The 20,418-nt window shown below is 70.7% G+C and carries 17 protein-coding genes and 1 tRNA gene; 7 read left to right on the top strand and 11 right to left on the bottom strand.

Annotated elements, in window-relative coordinates:
* Positions 1 to 10 precede the first annotated feature (10 nt).
* The 4 genes from ACFQ6X_RS28350 to ACFQ6X_RS28335 all read right to left on the bottom strand — a co-directional run bounded on the left by ACFQ6X_RS28350 (position 11) and on the right by ACFQ6X_RS28335 (position 4,546).
* Complete coding sequence (locus tag ACFQ6X_RS28350; protein ID WP_329205216.1) at positions 11 to 886, bottom strand: carbohydrate ABC transporter permease; 876 nt, start codon at positions 884 to 886, stop codon at positions 11 to 13.
* On the bottom strand, positions 883 to 1,884 hold the full coding sequence (locus tag ACFQ6X_RS28345; protein WP_383185482.1) for a carbohydrate ABC transporter permease: 1,002 nt from the start codon (positions 1,882 to 1,884) through the stop codon (positions 883 to 885). Before ACFQ6X_RS28345 ends, ACFQ6X_RS28350 begins: the two co-directional genes overlap by 4 nt.
* A gap of 46 nt (positions 1,885 to 1,930) precedes the next feature.
* Complete coding sequence (locus ACFQ6X_RS28340; RefSeq protein ID WP_383185480.1) at positions 1,931 to 3,295, bottom strand: ABC transporter substrate-binding protein; 1,365 nt, start codon at positions 3,293 to 3,295, stop codon at positions 1,931 to 1,933.
* Between the two features lie 102 nt (positions 3,296 to 3,397).
* Entirely contained in the window at positions 3,398 to 4,546 is a 1,149-nt protein-coding gene (locus tag ACFQ6X_RS28335) for a substrate-binding domain-containing protein (RefSeq protein ID WP_383185478.1), read from the bottom strand.
* A 156-nt stretch (positions 4,547 to 4,702) separates the two neighbouring features.
* Between ACFQ6X_RS28335 and ACFQ6X_RS28330 the strand changes: the two genes are divergently transcribed.
* Positions 4,703 to 5,506, top strand: a complete 804-nt coding sequence (locus ACFQ6X_RS28330) for a sulfite exporter TauE/SafE family protein (RefSeq protein ID WP_383185476.1) — start codon at positions 4,703 to 4,705, stop codon at positions 5,504 to 5,506.
* A gap of 26 nt (positions 5,507 to 5,532) precedes the next feature.
* On the opposite strand, the gene ACFQ6X_RS28325 is transcribed toward ACFQ6X_RS28330, so the two are convergent.
* Positions 5,533 to 7,062, bottom strand: coding sequence for an amino acid permease (locus ACFQ6X_RS28325; RefSeq protein ID WP_383185474.1), 1,530 nt, complete (start codon positions 7,060 to 7,062; stop codon positions 5,533 to 5,535).
* 75 nt (positions 7,063 to 7,137) lie between these two features.
* The gene (locus tag ACFQ6X_RS28320; protein ID WP_383185472.1) at positions 7,138 to 8,145 is read right to left on the bottom strand and encodes a hypothetical protein; all 1,008 of its coding nucleotides are present in this window, start codon (positions 8,143 to 8,145) and stop codon (positions 7,138 to 7,140) included.
* 370 nt (positions 8,146 to 8,515) lie between these two features.
* On the opposite strand from ACFQ6X_RS28320, the gene ACFQ6X_RS28315 reads away from it, so the two are divergent.
* Genes ACFQ6X_RS28315 through ACFQ6X_RS28305 form a run of 3 tightly spaced genes read left to right on the top strand, consistent with a single transcriptional unit; the run spans position 8,516 to position 12,587 of the window.
* Entirely contained in the window at positions 8,516 to 9,949 is a 1,434-nt protein-coding gene (locus ACFQ6X_RS28315) for an FGGY family carbohydrate kinase (RefSeq protein ID WP_383185470.1), read from the top strand.
* The gene (locus ACFQ6X_RS28310; RefSeq protein WP_383185468.1) at positions 9,946 to 11,367 is read left to right on the top strand and encodes an NAD(P)/FAD-dependent oxidoreductase; all 1,422 of its coding nucleotides are present in this window, start codon (positions 9,946 to 9,948) and stop codon (positions 11,365 to 11,367) included. The genes ACFQ6X_RS28315 and ACFQ6X_RS28310 overlap by 4 nt, the downstream gene beginning before the upstream one ends.
* Positions 11,364 to 12,587 carry an FAD-dependent oxidoreductase gene (locus tag ACFQ6X_RS28305; RefSeq protein WP_383185466.1) on the top strand — a complete coding sequence of 408 codons (1,224 nt, stop codon included), beginning with the start codon at positions 11,364 to 11,366 and terminating at the stop codon, positions 12,585 to 12,587. Before ACFQ6X_RS28310 ends, ACFQ6X_RS28305 begins: the two co-directional genes overlap by 4 nt.
* Positions 12,588 to 12,602: 15 nt before the next feature.
* Here the strand turns inward: ACFQ6X_RS28305 and ACFQ6X_RS28300 are convergent, their stop codons facing one another.
* From ACFQ6X_RS28300 to ACFQ6X_RS28290, 3 genes are all read right to left on the bottom strand, one after another.
* Positions 12,603 to 12,998 (bottom strand): hypothetical protein, encoded by a 396-nt coding sequence (locus ACFQ6X_RS28300; protein WP_383185464.1) that lies wholly within the window; start codon positions 12,996 to 12,998, stop codon positions 12,603 to 12,605.
* A 62-nt stretch (positions 12,999 to 13,060) separates the two neighbouring features.
* Positions 13,061 to 13,483 carry a DUF350 domain-containing protein gene (locus ACFQ6X_RS28295; RefSeq protein ID WP_329205196.1) on the bottom strand — a complete coding sequence of 141 codons (423 nt, stop codon included), beginning with the start codon at positions 13,481 to 13,483 and terminating at the stop codon, positions 13,061 to 13,063.
* 96 nt (positions 13,484 to 13,579) lie between these two features.
* Entirely contained in the window at positions 13,580 to 14,134 is a 555-nt protein-coding gene (locus tag ACFQ6X_RS28290) for a DUF309 domain-containing protein (RefSeq protein ID WP_383185462.1), read from the bottom strand.
* Between the two features lie 106 nt (positions 14,135 to 14,240).
* On the opposite strand from ACFQ6X_RS28290, the gene ACFQ6X_RS28285 reads away from it, so the two are divergent.
* Positions 14,241 to 16,898, top strand: a complete 2,658-nt coding sequence (locus ACFQ6X_RS28285; protein ID WP_383185461.1) for an ATP-binding protein — start codon at positions 14,241 to 14,243, stop codon at positions 16,896 to 16,898.
* Between the two features lie 50 nt (positions 16,899 to 16,948).
* Positions 16,949 to 17,022 (top strand) — tRNA-Pro (locus ACFQ6X_RS28280).
* 96 nt (positions 17,023 to 17,118) lie between these two features.
* Here ACFQ6X_RS28280 and ACFQ6X_RS28275 read toward each other — a convergent pair.
* Both ACFQ6X_RS28275 and ACFQ6X_RS28270 read right to left on the bottom strand, forming a co-directional pair.
* A complete protein-coding gene (locus tag ACFQ6X_RS28275; protein WP_383185459.1) occupies positions 17,119 to 18,111 on the bottom strand; it encodes a tyrosine-type recombinase/integrase in 993 nt (330 codons plus the stop codon).
* Positions 18,112 to 18,329: 218 nt separating this feature from the next.
* On the bottom strand, positions 18,330 to 18,854 hold the full coding sequence (locus tag ACFQ6X_RS28270) for a PadR family transcriptional regulator (protein WP_383185457.1): 525 nt from the start codon (positions 18,852 to 18,854) through the stop codon (positions 18,330 to 18,332).
* 110 nt (positions 18,855 to 18,964) lie between these two features.
* Between ACFQ6X_RS28270 and ACFQ6X_RS28265 the strand changes: the two genes are divergently transcribed.
* Positions 18,965 to 20,353: an MATE family efflux transporter gene (locus ACFQ6X_RS28265; protein ID WP_383185455.1), complete on the top strand. Its 1,389-nt coding sequence runs from the start codon at positions 18,965 to 18,967 to the stop codon at positions 20,351 to 20,353.
* Positions 20,354 to 20,418: the final 65 nt, after the last annotated feature.

Raw genomic sequence — 20,418 nt, 5'->3', positions numbered from 1 at the left:
GGCGGCACGGCTACTTGACGGCGCCCGCCGTCAGACCGGACCGCCAGAAGCGCTGGAGCAGGGCGAAGGCGAGGATCAGCGGCAGCACCGCGAGCAGCGAACCCATGATGACGACCGGGTAGTACTCGGGGGAGACGGACGCGGAACTGTTCCAGGTGTAGAGGCCGAGACTGACCGGATACAGGTCCTGGTCGGAGAGCATCACCATGGGCAGGAAGAAGTTGTTCCAGATCGCGGTGAGCTGGAAGAGGAAGACGGTCACCAGGCCCGGTCCGAGCATGCGCAGCGCCACCCGGAAGTACGCGGTCAGTTCGCCCGCGCCGTCCATCCGCGCCGCTTCCAGCACCTCGTCGGGCACGTACCCCTGGCTGAAGATCCGGCCGAGGTAGACACCGAACGGGTTGAACAGGACCGGGATGAAGACCGCCCAGTACGTGTTGACCAGACCGGTGCCGGACGCCATCAGATAGAGCGGCAGCGCCAGCACGGTCTGAGGCACCATCACCGCGGCGAGCACGAGACCGAACAGCTTCTCCTTGTGGGCGAAGCGGTACTTGTCGAAGGCGTACCCGCAGGCGATGCTCACGAGTGCGCCGAGGGCCGCGCCCAGGACCGCGTAGAGCAGGCTGTTGCCGTACCAGCGCCCGTACAGCCCGCCGTCCATGGCGAACAGGTCCTTGACGTTCTGCACGAGGGAGAAGTTGCCCAGCGACAAGATGTTGCTGCTGAACAGCGCGTTGCGGTCCTTGGTCGAAGCGAGCACCAGCCACAGCACCGGCAGCAGGGTGTACGCCACCGAGACGCCGACCACGAGGTTGACGACGGAACGCCCGAGGAGCCTGGGCCGCAGCGGTGCGGCGGTGCGAGGTGCGGTCGACGCGCTCATCGGGTGTTCTCCTCTGCGGCGTTGGCGCGGTTGGTCCAGCGGGTGACGCCGTAGGAGAGGGCGATCGTGCACACGAGCAGGACGACGGAGGCGGCTGCCGCGAGACCGTAGTTGTTGCGGGTGAAGGCGGCGTCGTAGATGTACATGCTGGGCGAGAAACGAGAGTTGATCATCGGTGTGGACTGGCTGAGCAGCATCGGCTCGGTGAAGAGCTGCAGCGCGAAGATGAGGGTGAACATCGCCACCATCACGACCGACGAACGCACCAGCGGAGCCTTGACCTGGAGAGCCGTGCGGACCGGGCCCGCGCCGTCGACGACCGACGCCTCGATCACCTCGCGGGGGACGGCCTGCAGCGCCGCGTAGAACACGACCATGTTGTAGCCGAGGTTGCTCCACAGCGCGATGTTCACGATGGACGGGAGCACGGTGTGCACCCCGAGGAAGTCGACGGTGATGTCGGCCTTGCCGAGGAGTTCGATCACCGGACTGATGCCCGGGGTGTACAGGTACAGCCAGATCAGCGCGGCGATGATGCCGGGCACCGCGTGCGGCAGGAACAGGGCGAGCTGGGCCGTGCCCCGCAGGCGCACCACGCCGGAGTCCAGCAGCAGTGCCAGGGCGAGGGCCCCGATCACCATGAGCGGGATGTAGACCAGGCAGTACAGGGCGACGATGCCGAGACCGCCGAGGAACGTCGGGTCGGTGATGACGGCGGTGTAGTTGCGGAGCCCGGCGAAGACCGTGCGTTCCGGGCCGAAGCCGAGTCCGGGCTGGTCGTCGCTGAAGAAGCTCAGATGGACGGCGGTGGCGACCGGGATCAGGAAGACGGTCACCAGAAGGATGAAGAACGGCGTCATCAGGGCGCCGCAGGCACCGAGTTCACGCCGTCGGGCGGACCTGCGTGCCATCGGCGCGGGTGCGGCGGCGGCCGGCCTCTTCGGTGAGGGCCGGACGGTGGTGTCCGCCGGGGCGGATACGGGGGTGGCGCTGGTCATGGGTGTCACCTGCCTCTCTGCTGCTAACGGGGTTGCGGATCGCCGGTCAGGTGGAGTGCAGGGTGGTGGAGAGGCCCAGTGCCTTCAGGTCCGGCATGGTGCCCTCCTGCGCCGCCCTGACCGCTCCGAGGATGGAGCCCTGGCCTCCGCTCGCCCGCGCCAGCCCGTCCTTCATGATCTTGCCGGTGGCTGTCATCCGGGGGCCCCAGACCCAGCCGGCGCGAATCTTGTGGGCCTCCTGCTCGAAGAGGGTGTAGATGTCCTGGCCGCCGTAGTAGGTGCGGTCGAAGGCCTTGCGGCCCACCTCGACCAGGCCGGGCGCGGCGGGGTACTGGCTGCTGGCCCCGCTGGAGAGCCGGGCCCGCAGGGCGTCCGGGTGCGAGACCTGCCACTCGATGAACTCCATCGCGGCCTCGGGGTCCGCGCTGTCCTTGGTGATCGCGAAGGTCGAGCCGCCATGGGTGCCCACACCGGGGTCGGCCGGATCCCACTGGGGGATCGGCGCCAGCGCCCACTGGCCCTTCTGGCCAGGGCGGGCCTTCATCTGCGCACCGGCGTCCCACGCGCCGCTCAGCCGGCTGAGCACCAGGCCGTTGCCGATCTGGACGTCGCTGTGCCGGCTCTCCACCGCGTTCATGAAGACCAGGTCCTGGTCGGTCAGCCGCTGCCAGAAGGCGGCCACGCGACGGGTCGGCGCGTCGGCCAGCGAGACGTTCCAGGCGCCGCCCGCCGTGTCGAACCACTGGGCGCCCGCCTGCCACGCGAAGGCGGCGAGATGGGTGTCGCCGTCGGTCGGGAAGAGCGCCATCCTGCGGTCACCGCCCTTGCGGCGTACGGTCCTTGCCGCGTCCTCGAAGTCCTCCCAGGTGCGCGGGGCGGTCAGCCCGTACCGCTCGAAGAGGTCGGTGCGGTAGTGCAGCACCATCGGCTCTATGTCGAGCGGAACGCTGAAGACCCGCTTCTCGAAGGTGGTCAGCCCCAGTGCCTGCGGCAGCAGTTCGGCGCGCAGCCTGTCGCTCACCAGGTCCGTGATGTCGCGGCAGACTCCGTCGATGGCGAAGCCGGGGACCTGGGGGTATTCGATGGTGGCGATGTCCGGGGCGTTGCCTGCCCGGGCCGCGTTGCTGAGCTTGGCGTAACCGCCCTGGGCCCCCGAGGGGACCTGCTGGAAATCGACCTGAAGGGTGTCGTGCCCGCGGTTGAACGCGTCCACGACCTCCTGACTGCCCCGCAGCGCGGACCAGAAGGTGATCCGCTTCTTCCTGCCGGTCCTGCTGCTTACGGTCCTGCCGGTACTGCTCGTGCCGCCCGATCGTGGCTCCTCGCCGCCGCTGCAGGCGCTGAGCGCACCTGTCAGGGGCAGCGCGGCGATCGTGGCGAGTACGGATCGACGGCTCTGTCGACCAGGCATGGGTGCCTCCCGCGGCTCCTGATTCAAGACACGGGGAATACTGATCGGCTGACCGATAGCGGTCAATAGATCGATCAGAAGAAGCTTGAAGCGGTCAAACGCTCACTGCTTCGGGGTGGGGAGCGCTTGTGCCGATCCGCGTACTTTGAGCGCGGGGAGCAACTCCACCCTGCGCACCGGACCCGTCGTACCCTCCGGGTGCGCCAGCCGGTGCAGCAGCAGTTCGGCTGCCGCCCGTCCGATGTCGGCCCGGGGCGGAGCCACCGCGGTCAGCGGCGTACTGCCCAGCGAGGAGACCACATCGTCGTACGCCACGACCGAACAGTCCTGCGGCACCCGTACGCCGCACTCCGCCAGTCGCTGCACCTGCATCAGCGCGTCCTCGTCACCGTGCAGGACGGCGCCCGTGACCCCGCGCTCCCGCAGCAGCGCGGCCAGGTCCGGAGCCGGCTCCTCCGGTGCGGCGGGGGAGGGGGAGTCGGTCCGAACCCCGGGGCCGGGACCCGCGTTCGAGGAACTGAGCACCACCGACCAGTCGTCCACCTCCGGGCGGGCGGCCGCGATCTCGGCGAACGCCGTCCGGATCGAGCGAGCGGTGGGGCTGTCGTTCCGGGCGGCCAGGACGATCCGGCGGTGGCCCAGCGACACCAGATGATCGACGGCGAGATGCACCCCGTACCAGTGATCGGAACAGACCGAGTCCAGGGCGTGCAGCGCGCTGCCCGGCCGCGGCCGCCGCTCCATCAGAACGGTCGGCACACCCACCTCGGCGAGCCAGCCGTAGTCCGCCTCCTCGCCGACGGCGCTGCGCCACCGGGGGGCGATCAGCAGCCCGCGCGCCCCGCCCGCCAGGGCCCGTTCCACCTGCGGCCGTTCGGCCCCGGCCGACTGCGGCGCGATGTGCAGGGCGATCCGCATCCCCGCCGCCTCCAGGGCGGTACGGGCACCGTGCAGGGTCTCGTACAGGTACGAATGCCGCTCGGGCACCACCAGGGCGATGGGACCGCCGTCCGCGGCAGGCTCCCCGGTCCGTGCGACCGGGAGCGCCGTCGTCTCCGCGGCGTCCCCCACCGGGCGGGCCACCCCGTGGCCGCGCCGCAGCCTGCCCGCCCGGGCCAGCTCCTCCACGTCCCGCCGGAGCGTGACCACCGAGACGTCCAACTCGGCGGCGAGCGTGGTCACCTTGACGGCACCACGTGCGTGCACCACCGCGAGTATCCGCTTCCGCCTCAGTTCAACCGGCTCCCGCATGCTGCTGGCCCCCTTGCCGTACCGCTGCGCGTTGTTCGTTTGAGCGTTTCCGTGAGCGCTTCGCTGGCAGCATAGCGAGCGATCTGCCGTCCCGGTGGTTCACGGGATGGACCGATGATCCGAAAGAAAACCGGTGTATCTATCATCTGATCCGCAATGGACACCATCACCCTGTGGCAACTGGCCGTGCTCGCGGCGGCATCCATGCTGGTCGGCTTCTCCAAGACAGCCGTCAGCGGTGCCAACACGATCAGCCTCGCGGTCTTCGCGGCCGTGCTCCCGGCCCGCGAATCGACCGGAGTGCTGCTCCCGATCCTCATCGCGGGCGACATCCTCGCCGTGCTCATCTACCGTCGGCACGCACACTGGCCCACGCTGCTGCGGCTCTTCCCGGCCGTCGCCGTGGGCGTGGTGGCAGGCACCGTCTTCATGCTGTGGGCCGATGACGACGCCGTGGCCCGATCGATCGGCGCGATCCTGCTCTTCATGGCGGGTGTCACCCTCTGGCGCCGGCGCACCGCGGCCCGGGCCGAAGAGGCTCCGGAACGGCAGGCCACGGAACAGTCGGACACGGAACGGCCGGACGAGGACAAGCCGTCGCTTGCCGGGCGGGCCAAGGCCCGGTCCTACGGGGTGCTCGGCGGTTTCACGACCATGGTCGCCAACGCGGGCGGCCCCGTGATGTCGCTCTATCTGCTCTCCGCGGGATTCCGGAAGCTCGGATTCCTGGGAACCTCGGCGTCGTTCTTCCTGATCGTCAACACGTCCAAGGTGCCCTTCAGCGTGGGCCTCGGGCTCATCGACGCGCAGTCCCTGCTGCTCGACGCCGCCCTGGTCCTGTTCGTCATCCCCGGCGCGTACCTCGGCCGCGCCTGCGTGGGCCGGATCAACCAGAAGCTCTTCGAACAGATCGTGATCGGCGCCACCGTGCTGGGCGGCCTCCAGCTACTGCTGCGCTGAAGGCCGACCGGCGGTGAACGAGGCGGTCAGACGATGCTCTCGGCGATCTCCGCCTCCTCGCGGGCGTTCCCGTACGCGGCGGGAGTGCTGTACGAGCGGCGTGCGACGAACCACCACACGGTCGCCAGCACCAGCACGGCGACCAGGGCGATCGACGCGTAGTTCATCGAGTCGACGGTCACCGGCGAGGACTGCGGCAACAGGAACAGAACGCTCACGATGGCGACCCACACCACGGCGATCCAGCCGATCGGCTTGGACCAGCGGCCCAGATGCCACGGCCCGCGCTCGAACCTGTCGCCGGCGCGCAGCTTGAGGTAGATCGGGATGGCGTACGCGGGAGTGATGCCGATGACGTTGATGGCGGTCACCGCGCCGTACGCGGTCGTCGAGTACAGCGAGGGCAGCGCGAGCAGAGCGGCGACGCACACCGACAGCCACACCGCGGGCACCGGCGTCTGGGTGCGGGAGCTCACCTTGCGCCACAGGGCCGAGCCCGGCAGCGCGTTGTCACGGCTGAACGCGAAGACCATCCGGCTCGCGGCGGCGACCTCGGCGTTGCCGCAGAACAGCTGCGCCGCGATCACGATCAGCAGCATGGCGGTGGCGCCCGCCGTGCCCAGCGCGTCGATCAGGATCTGCGCGGGCGGCACCCCGGTGGCACTGTTCTGGGTGCCCGCGTAGTCCTGGATGGCGAAGGTCAGGCCGGCCAGCAGTACGAAACCGGCGACCCAGGAGACCCAGATCGCCCGGACGATGCCCTTGGCGGCCGACACGGACGCGTTGGACGTCTCCTCGGAGAGATGGGCGGAGGCGTCGTAGCCGCAGAAGGTGTACTGGGCCAGAAGCAGACCGATCGCCGCGACGTAGAGCGGGTTCTCCCAGCCGGTGTCATTGACGAACTCGGTGAAGACGAACGACGGCGACTGGTGGTGGGAGGGCACGATCGCCAGCACCGTCACGATGACGGCCACACCGCCCAGGTGCCACCACACACTGATCGAGTTGAGCACACTGACCAGGCGGACACCGAAGAGGTTCAGTACGGCGTGCAGCAGCAGGATGCAGAGGAAGATCACCATCGTGGACCCGGGGGTGGGGTCGAACCCCCACTGCAGATTGAACAGCGCACCCGTGAACAGCGCGGCGCCGTAGTCGATGCCGGCGATCGCTCCCAGCAGGCCGAGCAGGTTCAGCCAGCCGGTGTACCAGCCCCACTTGCGGCCACCGAGCCGGTCGGCCATGTAGTACAGCGCCCCCGACGTCGGATACGCGCTGGTGACCTCGGCAAGGGCCATGCCCACGCACAGGACGAACAGGCCGACACCGGCCCAGCCCCAGAGCATCACCGACGGGCCGCCGGTGGACATGCCGAAGCCGTACAGGGTCATGCAGCCGGACAGGATCGAGATGACGGAGAAGCTGATGGCGAAGTTGCCGAAACCTCCCATGCGGCGGGCCAGAACCGGCTGGTAGCCGAGCTCGCGGAGCCGCTGCTCCTCGTCCTTCTGTGGAGCGGCCTCCGGGCTGGAGGGGGCCGACGCGGATATGGACATGGGGAAGAACCTCCGTGAGGGGACGGTGGGTGACGAGAGGGAAGACAGGAGGGGGGAGGGGGACGGGGCCCGTGGTCAGCTGTGCGGTCTTCGTCCGGGCTCGCCCTCGGCGGCGAGACACCGGCCGCGGGCCCGCAGGAACACGTCCTGTGCCCCGGCCGGACCGTCGGGCGTCCGGGTGCGGTACGCCCACGGGATCGAGGTGTAGTACGGGCCGAGCGCGCGGAACACCGGTGCCGCGTCGGCGAACTGGAGCGAACCCCACAGTGCGTGGGCCAGATGGTTCAGGTCGAGCAGGGACTGCACGGCCGGGTCGGTCCGGGCGAACCAGATCTGCAGCGCGCGGCGTGCGTCGCGTTCACCGTCCTCGGTGACCCAGTGCAGGTCCAGAGCCTTCTCGTTGCCGTGCTCGCGCCGGTAGCGCTCCACACGCACATACAGCGGAAGGACATGGAGGGGGGAGCCGTCCGGGGCCGAGGAGGCGGCCCACTGGACGAAGTTGACGGCCTCCGAGAGCGTGCCGCCGGCCTGCCGGGCGTACACGAACTGCAGCATCCGGTGATAGGCCTCGCGATTGAACGGGTCCCGCTTGTCCGCCTCGGCCAGCAGGCCCCAGGGCCCGGGGAAGAGCATGGGCCCCGGCGGAAGCATCCGGTGCTCGTCGAGGCGCTGGCGTTCGTCGAGCTGGGACAGCGCGAGCAGGCAGACCCAGGGCACCGGGTCCGCCGGTGAGGCGTGCGCCGCCGAGCGGCAGCCCTCCCAGGCCTCCTGCCACAGCTCCTGCGCGCGCGGGTGCTTCTCGCGGTGCGCGCGCACCGCGCGTTCCACGACCACCCGGGCGTGCATCACGGTCGCCGCCACACTCCGCGGCTCCTCGGTCAGCCAGGCGTCGACAGCGTCGGAGCCTGCGGCAACGGTCGCGAGAACCTGGGTGCGCTGGGTCCACAACGCCCAGTCCGGCGTGCTCTCCAGCAGATTGCGCATGGACAGCCAGCGTCCGGTACGCAGGTCCTGTAACGCTCCACGCAGTTCGTGGTCGTGTCCCGCGGGGTGGTAGACGGGCCGGAACTCACTGGGTCCCATCTGCTCGCCCCGCCGCGGTACGGCCTGTGGGAGCGGGGCGGGGTGCCGGGCAAAGCGGCACGGGGCATGGTCTGCTCGTCATGAATCCTCAAGGACGTGGGGGGTTGGGCAACTCTGGTCATGAACTGCCGCGAAGCGTCCGGTCGGTTGCTCGGCGGTGAGTTTAGAGCGCGTCGTACCGATCATCGGGCGACTTTGCGGATCTTACTCAAGTAGCGCCCCTGCACAGGACGTTGATCGCAATCGGCTCGTATGGACGGGATGTCCTGACGTGCTTGACGCGAGCCGTGGTCTGCACAACTGTGGGCGGCAGGAACGGATGATCACGCTCCCGCCCGGCCTCCGGGCGGCCCGCACGACTGGAGTGTCGATGACAGGCCCGGTACTCGCCATCGACCAGGGAACGTCCGGAACGAAGGCGCTGGTGATCTGCCCCGAGCGGGGCGTGATCGGTTCCGGTTCCGCCCCGGTGCGGCCGCGGTACGGGGCGGGCGGAGTCGTCGAGGCCGATCCCGCCGAGCTGCTCGGCTCGGTCCTCGACGCGGGCAGTCAGGCGGTGCACGAGGCCGGCGAACCCGTGGCGGCCGTCGGCCTGGCGAACCAGGGGGAGACGGTCCTCGCCTGGGACGCCGGCACCGGCCGACCGCTCACCGACGCCGTCGTGTGGCAGGACCGGCGGGCGGCGGACTTGTGCGCCGGGCTCGCCGCGCACGACGAGGAGTTGAGGCAGCTCACCGGCCTGCCTCTCGATCCGTACTTCGCCGCGCCCAAGATGGCCTGGATACGCCGTGAGCTGACCCGCGAAGGGGTCGTCACCACCAGTGACACCTGGCTCGTCCACCAGTTGACCGGGGCCTTCGTCACGGACGCCGCCACCGCGGGACGCACCCAGCTGCTCGACCTCCACGACGTCGGCTGGTCACCCGCCGCCCTGGAGATCTTCGGCCTGTCCGACGAGCGGCTCCCCACCGTCGTCGACTGCGCAGGTCCGGTCGGCACCACCACCTGCTTCGGCGGCGAGATCCCCCTGACCGGACTCGTCGTCGACCAGCAGGCGGCGCTGCTGGCCCAGAACGCCCTGGAACCGGGCAACGCCAAATGCACCTACGGCACCGGGGCCTTCCTCCTCGCGCAGACCGGCTCCAGGCCGCGCGCCAGCTCCAGCGGCCTGGTCAGCTGTGTGGCCTGGCGCCTCGGGGGACGTACGGACTACTGCCTCGACGGGCAGGTCTACACGGCCGCGTCCGCCGTGCGCTGGCTCACCGACCTGGGCGTGATCTCGGGCGCCGCCGACCTCGACCCGGTGGGATCCTCCGTCCCGGGCACGGGCGGTGTCACCTTCGTGCCCGCGCTCGCGGGCCTCGCCGCCCCGTGGTGGCGCGGCGACCTGCGCGGCTCCGTGACCGGGCTCGGCCTCGACACCACGGCGGGCCACCTGGTACGCGCCCTGTGCGAAGGCATCGCGGCCCAGGTGGTCGCCCTGGCCGATGCCGCGGCAGCCGATCTGGGCGCACCGCTGACCGCCCTGCGGGTCGACGGCGGCCTGACCCGCTCCACCCTGCTCATGCAGACCCAGGCGGACCTCCTGCAACGGCCCGTCGAGGTCTCGGCCCTCCCCGACCTCACCGCGCTCGGAGCGGGTGCGATGGCCCGGCTCGGACTCGACCCGCACCTGCCGCTGCGTCAGGCAGTACCGGAGTGGAAGCCGTCCGCCGTGTACGAACCAGGCATCGGCCCGGACGAGGCGGCCGCACGCCTCGACGGATTCCGCGCTGCGGTGGACACCCTGCTCGAGCGCTCATGACGGTCACGATCACCCGGGCGGGGGAGCCGGCCCCGGCCGGCGGCGCGGACGGCACGTACGACGTCACCGTCGTCGGAGCGGGCGTCGTCGGCACGGCCATCGCACGCGAGCTGGCCGGATATCACCTGCGTACCGCCCTGGTGGACGCCTCCGACGACATCGGCAACGGCACCTCGAAGGCCAACACGGCAATCCTGCACACCGGTTTCGACGCCGTGCCCGACTCGCTGGAAGCCCGCCTCGTGCGCGAGGGGCATCACCGGCTCACCGCGTACGCGGCGGAGACAGGCATTCCCGTCGAGCGCGTCGGCGCCCTCCTCGTCGCCTGGGACGAGGACCAACTCGCCCTGCTGCCCCGCCTGCTGGCCAAGGCCGGCCGCAACGGCTACCACGCGGCACGCATCATCGGCGCGGACGAACTCGGGGAACGCGAACCACATCTGGGACCGGGCGCCCTCGGCGCGCTCGAGGTCCCCGACGAGAGCATCATCTGCCCCTGGACCACACCGCTCGCCTTCGCCACCCAGGCCGTCCGCGCGGGGGTCCACCTGCATCTGAACTGCCGGGTGCTGGACATCGCCGACGAGCCGGGCATCCACGCGCTCACCACCTCGCGCGGGACGTTGCGCACCCGGTACCTGGTCAACGCCGCCGGGCTGTACGCCGACGAGATCGACCGGCTCCTCGGGCACGAGGTCTTCACCGTGACCCCGCGCCGCGGCCAGCTCATCGTCTTCGACAAGCTCGCCCGTGAACTCGTCGGCCACATCCTCCTGCCGGTGCCGACCGCGGCCGGCAAGGGCGTCCTGGTGGCACCGACCGTGTTCGGCAACGTGCTCCTGGGCCCCACCTCCGAGGAGCTCGACGACAAGACGGCCACCGGATCCACCGCTGACGGCCTGCACCTCCTGCGGGAGAAGGGCCGCCGGATCCTGCCCGCGCTCGTCGACGAGGAGATCACCGCCGTCTACGCGGGACTGCGGGCAGCCACCGGGCAGGAGGACTACCGGATCCAGGAGTACCCCGACCGGCGGTATGTCGCCGTCGGCGGCATCCGGTCCACCGGACTCACCGCGTCCATGGCGATCGCCGCCCATGTCACCGGGCTCCTCGCCCGGACCGGACTCGAACTCGGCGCACCGCGCCGCCTCCCGCCGGTCACCGTGCCCAACCTGGGCGAGGCCTTCCCCCGGCCCTACCGCCGGGCCGACCTGATCGCGAAGGACCCGGCGTACGGCACACTCGTCTGCCACTGCGAGCACGTCACCCTCGGCGAGATCCGCGACGCGCTGTCCTCCACCGTCCCACCGCGGTGCCCGGACGGCCTGCAGCGCCGTACCCGCGCGGGTGGCGGCCGGTGCCAGGGCTTCTACTGCGGCGCAGCCGTCCGCGCCCTGATCGAGGAGGCACACGCGTGACCCGGAGCGAACGGACCGTCGACGTCCTGATCGTGGGGGCGGGCCCCGCCGGCCTGGCCGCCGGGGCCGAACTCGCCGCAGCCGGCGCGGGCCGGATCGAGATCCTGGAGCGCGAGCAGGAAGCGGGCGGGATCCCCCGCCACTGCCACCACGGTGGATTCGGCGGGCGCTTCACCTGGGGAGGGGCGGACGGACCCGCGTACGCCCGGCAGAGCGTGGCCGCGGCGGTACGCGCGGGCGCAGGCCTGCGCACCGGTGTGACCGTCACGGGCTGGGCGGGGCCCCGCACCGTCGAGACCACCGGACCCGGCGGGCTCGAACGGATCACCGCCGGGGCCGTCGTCCTCGCCACCGGCGCCCGCGAACGTCCCCGGTCCGCGCGCCTCGTCCCCGGCAGCCGCCCTCCCGGCGTCCACACCACCGGCGAACTCCAGCAGGCGGTCCACCTGTACGGGCAGCGGATCGGCACCCGGGCGGTCGTCATCGGCGACGAGCCCGTCGCGTACGCGGCCGTCGACACCCTGCGTGCGGCCGGGGTCCATGTCGTCGCCGTGGTCACGGACCGGCCCGCCGCACCCCTGCGTGTCCGGCAACGCACCCCGCTGCTCACCGGCGCCACCGTCACCGGCCTCACGGGCAGGACCAGGCTGTCCGGGGTGTCCCTGCGTCACGACGACGGCCGCACCACGACCTTGCGCTGCGACACCGTCGTGTTCAGCGGTGACTTCGTCCCGGACCACGAGCTCGCCCGGCGCGGCGGGATCATTCTCGACCCCGGCACGCGAGGACCTGCGTACGACGCGGCGTACCGCACCTCGCGGCCGGGCGTGTTCGCCGTCGGGAACCTCCTGCACGCGGTGGAGCGCGCGGGAGTCGCGGCGGACGAGGGCAGGGCCGTGGCCGTGTCCGTGCTGCACCGCCTGTCCGGTACCGATGAGCCCCCAGGAGGCGGGCGCCCCCTGGTGGTGGACGCGCCCCTGCGATGGGTCGCACCCAACCTGACGGGCCCCGGCGGGGCGCGCCCGCTCAAGGACCGGTTCGTCCTGCGTACCGCGCGACGGCTGTCCGGGCCGCTGCTGGTCGTCAGCCAGGACGGGCGCGAACTCCACCGGCAGCGGCTGCTGTTGCCCGCAGTCCCCGGGCGGCCGTTCCATCTGGCCGCCGGCTGGCTGGACCGGGTCGACCCGCACGGTTCGCCGGTACGGATCACCGCGCTGTGAGGCGCCGGCCCGGCGTCAGGGGATGAGCAGCCAGTCGGCACCGATCGCCGCTGCCAGGCCGATGCCCAGCAGCCAGCTGCCGAGACGCGTGCGCCCGTTCCTGCTCAGTTCGATCACCACGCCGCAGAGAATGAGCGCCAGCCCGTACACCCCGACGACCAGGACGGAGGAACGGCTCGCGATGCGCAGGGCGAGGACGACGGCCATCGCGGCCATGCCGACCGAGGAGAGAACGATGCGCAGCTGCCGCGCCTGACGCGGCGTCAGTCTCCGCTCGCCGGAGGCGGACGCGGCTATGCCCTCGTCCGTGCCCTCGTCGTGGCCGTCGTGCCCGTCGTTTCCGTCGGTGTGCTCGTCCTGCTGCTCATCGGGCTGCGGGGCCTGTTGCTGGTCCTGGTCAGAAGTGCTCATGAGGCCGGATCGTAATGGCTGAGCAGGGCTGTGTTCGCGGGACCGGGGCAACACCGGCGTGATCAGGCAATGGAGGCCGACACGATGGCCGACACCGCCAGGTTGCAGGACGCCGTCACCCAGACCGCCGGGTGCGGCTCCCGCTCGACCAGCGTGGCCCCCAGCTTCCCGGGCGTGACCAGGTCGACCACGAGGAACGCCGCGGCCATCATGATCAGGCCGAGCAGCCCGAACGCGGCCGTCGACGCCAGGCCCTTGCCGAAGTCGTCGTACGTCGTCCAGATCGACGTGAACACGATGCCGCCGATGCCCAGCAGAGCCGAGCTGAGCAGCAGCGCCGCGTTGCGGTTGCGCTCCTCCCATATCTGGCGGCCCAGCTTTCCGGGCGTCAGGGCGTCGATGAGGAATATGCCGAGAACGAGCAGTACGACGCCGAGGGCCCCGTAAGCAGTGGCACGGCCGAGGCCGTTGATGATGTCGGTCATCGGGGCGTCCGTCTCCTGAGCAAGCGGTCGAAGGGCGGCTGTCGACCGAGTGATCAACACGCCGTCAAGAAAGAGCAAAACCTATCGCACGGGTTGTCACCCACCGGCCCGGCCCCCCGACCGCAGCCGAGGCGCCTCCGCCGCCGCGTCCACGACGCGCGCGCCCCCGGTCCCGGCGTCCCCCGCTCCGGTGTCCGCGGCCCCCGACCCGGGACCGGGCGGATCCACCCGACCGGCCAGCTCCCGCGCCCAGTCGACCAGCCGGTCCACACCGATGCCGTACGGCTCCGCGTCCCGGAAGTCCGCGACCGCGGCCGCGCCACGCCTCAACAGCCGGGCCCCGCCCGCGGCGTTGCCCCGCGCGGAATGCGTCAGCCCCACGGCCATCTGCGCAAGACCGCGCCACAGCTCCCGCTCCGCCTCGGGACCCGACTTCCACGCGTCCTCGAACACCTCGTGCGCATGGAACGGCATCCCGGCGTCCAGGAGCCGCTGCGCCTCCCGCACGGTCTCGTCGGGGGAGCGGACCACCCCCTCCGGCTGCCGCTCGACCCCCGGAGTGCCGTACGGCAGAGGGCGCCCCAGCCCGTCCCGGGGGCGCGCATTGCGCGCCCGGCCTTCGGCGTCACGGTCCCTGCGAGATTCGTCCACGTCCTGATTGTGCCCCGCACCTGCGGTTGACCGTGTGAACCCTGTCCGTAGGCACCCGCGCACGACTAGGCTCACAACCTTCGCAACCACCTTGGGAAGGGGAGGCATGAAGCCGTCCCGGCCGTTGTACGAGCGCGAACCGGAACTCGCCGCTGCCGCACAGGCGGTGGACGCACTCTGCGGCGCGCAGGCAGCCGGCGGTCTGCTCGTCTTCAGCGGCGAAGCAGGCATCGGCAAGACCGCGCTGCTCGGTGAGATCCGCGCGATGGCGGACGACCGCTGCACCGTCTGGCAGGCACGCGGCGGTGAGACCGTGACGTCGGTGCCCTTCCACGTCGTACGCCAGCTCCTGCAGCCCGCGCTCGACCAGCTGCCCGCCGACGAGACCAGGGCCCTGTTCGGCGACTGGTTCGAGATCACGGCGCCCGCGCTGGGCCTCGCTGAACCGACCGGCCCGCAGCCCGACCCGCAAGGTGTCAGGGACGGCCTCGACTTCGTCGTCTCCCGGCTCGCCTCCAGGCTCAGCCACCGGCCGCTGCTCCTGATAGTGGACGACGCGCACTGGGCGGACGGCGAGTCCCTCGCCTGGCTCGCCGGCTTCACGGCCAGGCTGACCGAACTGCCGGTGCTGGTCGTCCAGGCCCACCGCCCGCAGGAGCTCGCCGACCGCAACTCCGACTGGGCGATGGCCCGTACACCCGAGGACAGCCGCCCCGAGGGCCCTTCGGCCCTGATCCGCGTGGCCCTTCGCGCACTCACCCCCGATGCCACGGCCGAGCTGGTCAGGGCCGGGCTGGGCGACCACGCCGACGACCCCTTCTGCCGCGAGGTGTGGGCCGTCACCGGCGGCAACCCCTACGAGGCGGTCGAGCTCGTCGCCAAGGCGCAGGACCGTGAACTGCCGCCGGTGGAAGAGTCCGCCGGGCTGCTGCGCGAGCTCGGCGCGTCGGCCCGCGGCAGCGGTCTCGTCGCCCGCCTCGAACGGCTGGGCACCAACGCCAACCGCTTCGCCTGGGCCGCGGCCGTACTGGGCACCGACATCTCCCAGGAACTCGCGGCGACCCTCGCCGGCATGAGTTCGGCGGAGGCCGCCGACTGCACGGCGCGGCTGCGCGACGCCCGCATCGTCAGCGGCTTCGACCCGCTGGAGTTCGTCCATCCCCTCATCGCCACCGCGGTCTACCGCTCCATCCCGCCGGCCACCCGCACCGCCATGCACGGACGGGCCGCCTGGGCCATCACCCAGGCCGGACTCGGTGCCGCGGCGGCCTCGCGCCACCTCCTGGAGGTCCACCCGGACGACGACCAGGAGCTGGTCGCCCAGCTCCGCGAAGCCGCCGGCCAGCACCTGGCGGTCGGCGCCCCGCAAGCGGCAAGGCGCTGCCTCGAACGGGCCCTCCAGGAGCCGCCGCGGCCCCACGACCGGGCCGCCCTGCTGTACGAACTGGGCTGCGCCACCCTGCTCAGTTCCCCTGCCACCACGGTGCAGCAACTGCGGGCCGCCCTCGATACGCCGGGGCTCGACGAGACACTGCGGGTCGACGCCACGTTCCGGCTCGCCGCCGCTCTCGCCCACAACAACCAGCTCAAGGACGCGGCGCTCTCCCTCGCCGCCGAGGCGTCCCGTACGGCCCCGGGCCCCGGCCTGATGCGGCTCCAGGCCGCGCACTTCCTGTGGGAGGGCATGCAGGCCACCGAGAACGACGGGCCCGCACGGTCGGCCCGCCTCGCCCGCAACGCCGACCACCTCAAGGGCCGCGACAACGCCGAGCGCGTCCTTCTCACCCTGCGCGCCTTCGACGCCATGCTCCGCGGCGAGAACGCCCAACTGGTCGTCGACCTCTGCGAACGCGCGCTCGTCGACGGCAGGCCGGCCCGGGGTCTCGGCTGGACCGACTCCGAATGGGGCTTCGAACTCCCCACGATGGTCGGCATCACCTACGCATTCACCGACCGGCTCGACCGGGCGGAGGAGCTCTTCGGCGAAGCCGTGCGCGCCTTCGAGATCTCCGGCTGGAGCGGCGCGCACCTCGCGTTCGCCCACACCCTGCTGGGTCTCGTCCACCGTCGGCGCGGCAGGCTCGCCGAGGCCGAGGGCTTCCTGCGCGAGGGACTGCGCCTCGCCGACCGTGTCGGCAGCGGGCTGCCGGTCCACTGGGACGCCGCCTGCCTGCTCATCGACACCCTTCTCGCCCGCAGCCGTACGGCGGAGGCGCGTCTGGTCGCCGACCGGTACGACTTCGGGCCGCCCTACCCCAGCGCCATGGTCCTGCCCGACGCCCCGTGCGTCCGCGGCCGGCTGCTGCTGGCCGAAGGCCGTACGAAGGACGCCGTCGCCGAACTCGAGGCGGCGGGCGCCGCCCTGGAGCCCCGCGGACGCTTCAACGGCATCTGGGCACCGTGGGCCGGCGACCTCGCCCGCGCCCTGGCCGACGACGACCCGGTCCGCGCCGCGCAGCTCGCCACCCGTGCCCGCGTCCACGCGGAACGCTTCGGCACGGACACCGCGATCGGTGAAGCGCTGCGATGCGTCGCGCTCTTCGCACCCGCGGAGGAGGCCGAACACCTGCTGGCCGAGGCCGTCCACCGCCTCGAGGCGTCGTCGTCCGCGTACGAGCACGCGCTGGCCCGTCTCGAGTACGGAATCGCGATCCGCTCCCCGCGGGAGCTCGCCCGGGCGCAGAAGCTGGCTGTCACGTGTGGCGCCGAGGCCCTGGCAACCCGCGCCCAGCAGGTGCGGACGTCGATCCGGTCCTCGGAGTGAGGTAATGTTTGCCCTGCGCGGCCACCCGGAACAACCGGGAGGAAACGCACCGGGACGTGGCGCAGCTTGGTAGCGCACTTGACTGGGGGTCAAGGGGTCGCAGGTTCAAATCCTGTCGTCCCGACTTGAGAAAGTCGAGGTCAGGGCCGGTTTCGGAGCAATCCGAAACCGGCCCTGACCGTTTTTGGGGACCAGCTGGGGACCAGCGTCCTTGACCGGGTCAGCGGGTCATGACGATGGGGCTCGGCTGCGAGCGTGGTGCGCGCAGCGCGTTGAAGTGGGCCGAGAGCGCCGCTCCGGCTGCTGTGATCTTGTGTACGTCGGGGTGCAGGTAGCGCTGGGTGGTGGTCAGGGAACCGTGGCCGGCGATCCTGCGAAGGACGTGTACGGGGACTCCGGCGTCGGCGAACCAGGTCAATGCGGTGTGCCGGAGGTCATGGCGGCGCAGATGTTCGTAGCCGAGCTTGGTGACTACGTCGTCCCAGTGTGTGGCGTCACGCAGGACGGCGGTGGAGATGCGTCCGCCTCGTGGGCCAGTGAACAGCAGGGCGTCGGGATCGGGGCCGGCCAACAGGATGCGCTGGGCGACGAGAGGGTGAATCTCCTCGGCGACGGGAACCTTGCGGGCCCGCTTGCCCTTGGTGCCCTTGTCGGTCAGTCCGCCGGGCGCGGGTGTGGTCTGGCGCCGCACGGTCCAGATCCACTGGGTCGTGTCGATGTCCCCGACGTGACAGCCTGAGATCTCTCCGATTCGTGCGGCGGTGCACGCGGCGAAGGTGACCACCTCTCCCCACCCCCGGTACTGGTCGTGGGATGCGGCGACGAGTGCGTCGGCCAGTGCGATGAGCGTCTCCCAGTTGGGGAGGGCCGGCGCGCGTGGGTCGAGCAGTTCGTCCTCGGCCAGCTTGTAGAGCTTTTGCCAGCCGCTGACCCGGGCGGGGTTCACCTTGATGATGCCGTCACGGACAGCCTGCTCCATCACGCGGACCAGGACGGCGATGGTGTTCTTCACTGTTGAGCGGCTGTGCTCGTCGGCGATCCAGTTCTGCTCGGTGCGGTCGACAACGCCGTTAGTGATCATCCGGACCGGGAGATGGCCCAGGGCGGGGACGACACGCGCACGCCGGCCCGCGAGATATGGGTCGAGTGTCTTCAGCTCCAGGCCGCGCAGGGCGCCGCCACCCTCGTCACGCTCCGCATGCTCATCCGCCACGCGACCAGCCGCTACCGCTGGGACAACCGCCCCACACGAAGGAGCGGGCCGTCACCGCGACCCTCCGGCTGATCGTTGCGGAGCTCGACCTGGAACTCCAGCAGGCCCGGGAAGAAATCGAGCAGTCCAGGAGCGTCACCCGCCTTCCTGCCCCGCGCCAGCGGACGTCTCGTCGTTTTGAGCCCCCTAGCGGGATGGGCGCCGCCACCGGTCCGCGCTCAGCCCTCCAGGCTGCCGATGGCTTCGGCCAGCCACTTCTTCTCCTCGGTGCCGGTGGCGCGAGCGATGCGCAGCATGCCCTGTCGGAAGAGGCTGGGCGCCTCCTCGGCTCGCACGGGCTCTCCATCGCGGTAGAAGAAGCTCGCCGGGGTGTCGAGGAAGGTCTGTCGACGACGCAGCACCGCAGCCTGCTCGGTACGGTCCGGGAGATGGTGCAGGAAGGCAAGCAGAGTGAAGAAGCGCTGCCCATCGGTGATTTCGGCCTCCTTGGGGTGCCGCAGTCGGGAGAGCAGTTCGGTGCGGCCCGCCTCGGTGAGGGACAGGATCCGGCGGGGCGCGGCACCGCTTCCAGGTTCGGTGCGCTGCTCGACCAGACCCGCTTTCGCGAGCCGGGAGATGGCCGGATAGAGCGCCCCGTCACTTACCGGGCGGATGTGGCCACTGAGGCCCTGGATGCGGGCTTTCACCTCGTATCCGTGCAGGGACTCCTCGAAGAGGAAACCCAGAATCGACAGCTCCAGCATGCCCCAAGCTCCTTCCTGCGCTTGTCGGTGCGCTTGCCCGTCCCGTTCCGCCATGCTACCTCTTTTCGCTGTACCTCGATTAGAGGTACAGCGAAAAGAGAGGTGCAGTCATGGGGGCAGCAGATCACCGGCACAGGCTGGTGTCGCTCGCGTATCCGGTCTACTTCGAGCTTCTCGCGGGGGTCACGGCCGGGATCATCAACATGGTCTGGGTGGCGCGGCTCGGTGGTGGCGCCGTCGCTGCGGTAGCTGTCGCCACGAATGTCGAGAACCTGCTGCTCGGCGTCATTCTCGTCGCCGGCTCGGGCACGACTGTGCTCGTCGCACGAGCCAGAGGAGCGGAGGATCCGGCAGCGATACGCTCCGCCGTGCGCGGCGGATGGGTCCTGTGGGTACTCGTCACACCTTTGGTAGCCATCGGCGGATACCTGTGCCGCGAACCGCTCGCCCAGCTCGTACTCGGCGGCAGCGGTGGCGACTCGCTGCCCCTCACCATTGGCTACATTTCGATCGCACTGCCAGGAATCGCGGTGTTCTTCGCCATCAACGTCGTCGACGGCATCCTCAAAGGTGCGGGCGATACCCGCACCCCGATGAAGCTGGCGATCCTCGCGAACGGACTGATTCTCGGGCTGGATCCCTTGTTCATCCTGGGATTCGACCTCGGGGTGCGTGGGGCGGCGATCGCCACAGTGCTTGGCCGGACGGCCGCGCTCATTTGCGGTTTCGTGGCGCTGCACCGCAACGGCGTACTGCGACAGGCAGCCCGGGCGGCCCCGAACCGGTCCGGTTCGCTCAGTTCAGATGCGCGCAGGACGGCTGCGACCGGGCTTCCCATGTCGGCCGACTTCGTCGTACGGATGGTGGGGGCGCTTGCACTCGTCGCCATCGTCGCCCGGATCGGCGTCACCGAGGTCGCCGCGTACGGGATCGCGACAAAGGCGACGTACGTCGCGACCATGGGCTTCTACGCGATACGCCAGGCTGCCGCCATCCACACCGCCCATCTGCTCGGTGTCGGACGCGACGAACGGCGGGCCATCGGACGACAGGTGTTGCTCCTCGCCGGATCGCTAGGCTCCACGGCTCTCCTGGCACTGCTCGCCGCCGGGCCGTGGGTCATGCGGGCCTTCGGTAGTGAGGGGGAGGTGGCCGGGGCGGGGGCACTCTATCTGCGCTGTCTGGGGCCGTACTTGGTGCTTCTCGCTTGTTTCATCGCGCCGGGCGGGGTGTTCGAGGGCAGCGGTGGCAGCCCGGCCCTCGCGCGGATCACCTCATGCGGCGTGGCACTCCAACTCGTGCTTGCATACGGCCTGTCGGGTTTGGGGCTGCCCGGCATCTGCCTGGCCATGGCGCTAGCCATGGCACTTCAGTGCGCAGCCATCGCCAGGATGTATCGGCGCACGGAATATCCGACAGCCACTGACTGCGACAACAGTCGGCTGAAGATCTCCGTCACAGAGCCCGACAGCCCTTTACCCGACAATCGACTTGCCTAATGAACGGCAAGGACATGCCAGGTGGACGGCGCGAAGGCGGAGCTCGGGCTGCGCAGCCCGAGCTC

The sequence above is a fragment of the Streptomyces sp. NPDC056452 genome (assembly GCF_042796085.1).
In the GTDB taxonomy this organism is placed as follows: Bacteria; Actinomycetota; Actinomycetes; order Streptomycetales; family Streptomycetaceae; genus Streptomyces.
This window is presented reverse-complemented; position numbering and strand designations above follow the sequence as displayed.

What these genes read in the sequence shown, in the direction of transcription:
- ACFQ6X_RS28320 (WP_383185472.1), bottom strand. Translation starts at nt 8,145, where the DNA reads ATGGGACCCAGTGAGTTCCGGCCCGTCTACCACCCCGCGGGACACGAC.
- ACFQ6X_RS28310 (WP_383185468.1), top strand. Translation starts at nt 9,946, where the DNA reads ATGACGGTCACGATCACCCGGGCGGGGGAGCCGGCCCCGGCCGGCGGC.
- ACFQ6X_RS28330 (WP_383185476.1), top strand. Translation starts at nt 4,703, where the DNA reads ATGGACACCATCACCCTGTGGCAACTGGCCGTGCTCGCGGCGGCATCC.
- ACFQ6X_RS28295 (WP_329205196.1), bottom strand. Translation starts at nt 13,483, where the DNA reads ATGACCGACATCATCAACGGCCTCGGCCGTGCCACTGCTTACGGGGCC.
- ACFQ6X_RS28265 (WP_383185455.1), top strand. Translation starts at nt 18,965, where the DNA reads ATGGGGGCAGCAGATCACCGGCACAGGCTGGTGTCGCTCGCGTATCCG.
- ACFQ6X_RS28300 (WP_383185464.1), bottom strand. Translation starts at nt 12,998, where the DNA reads ATGAGCACTTCTGACCAGGACCAGCAACAGGCCCCGCAGCCCGATGAG.
- ACFQ6X_RS28285 (WP_383185461.1), top strand. Translation starts at nt 14,241, where the DNA reads ATGAAGCCGTCCCGGCCGTTGTACGAGCGCGAACCGGAACTCGCCGCT.
- ACFQ6X_RS28315 (WP_383185470.1), top strand. Translation starts at nt 8,516, where the DNA reads ATGACAGGCCCGGTACTCGCCATCGACCAGGGAACGTCCGGAACGAAG.
- ACFQ6X_RS28345 (WP_383185482.1), bottom strand. Translation starts at nt 1,884, where the DNA reads ATGACCAGCGCCACCCCCGTATCCGCCCCGGCGGACACCACCGTCCGG.
- ACFQ6X_RS28270 (WP_383185457.1), bottom strand. Translation starts at nt 18,854, where the DNA reads ATGCTGGAGCTGTCGATTCTGGGTTTCCTCTTCGAGGAGTCCCTGCAC.
- ACFQ6X_RS28335 (WP_383185478.1), bottom strand. Translation starts at nt 4,546, where the DNA reads ATGCGGGAGCCGGTTGAACTGAGGCGGAAGCGGATACTCGCGGTGGTG.
- ACFQ6X_RS28340 (WP_383185480.1), bottom strand. Translation starts at nt 3,295, where the DNA reads ATGCCTGGTCGACAGAGCCGTCGATCCGTACTCGCCACGATCGCCGCG.
- ACFQ6X_RS28325 (WP_383185474.1), bottom strand. Translation starts at nt 7,062, where the DNA reads ATGTCCATATCCGCGTCGGCCCCCTCCAGCCCGGAGGCCGCTCCACAG.
- ACFQ6X_RS28350 (WP_329205216.1), bottom strand. Translation starts at nt 886, where the DNA reads ATGAGCGCGTCGACCGCACCTCGCACCGCCGCACCGCTGCGGCCCAGG.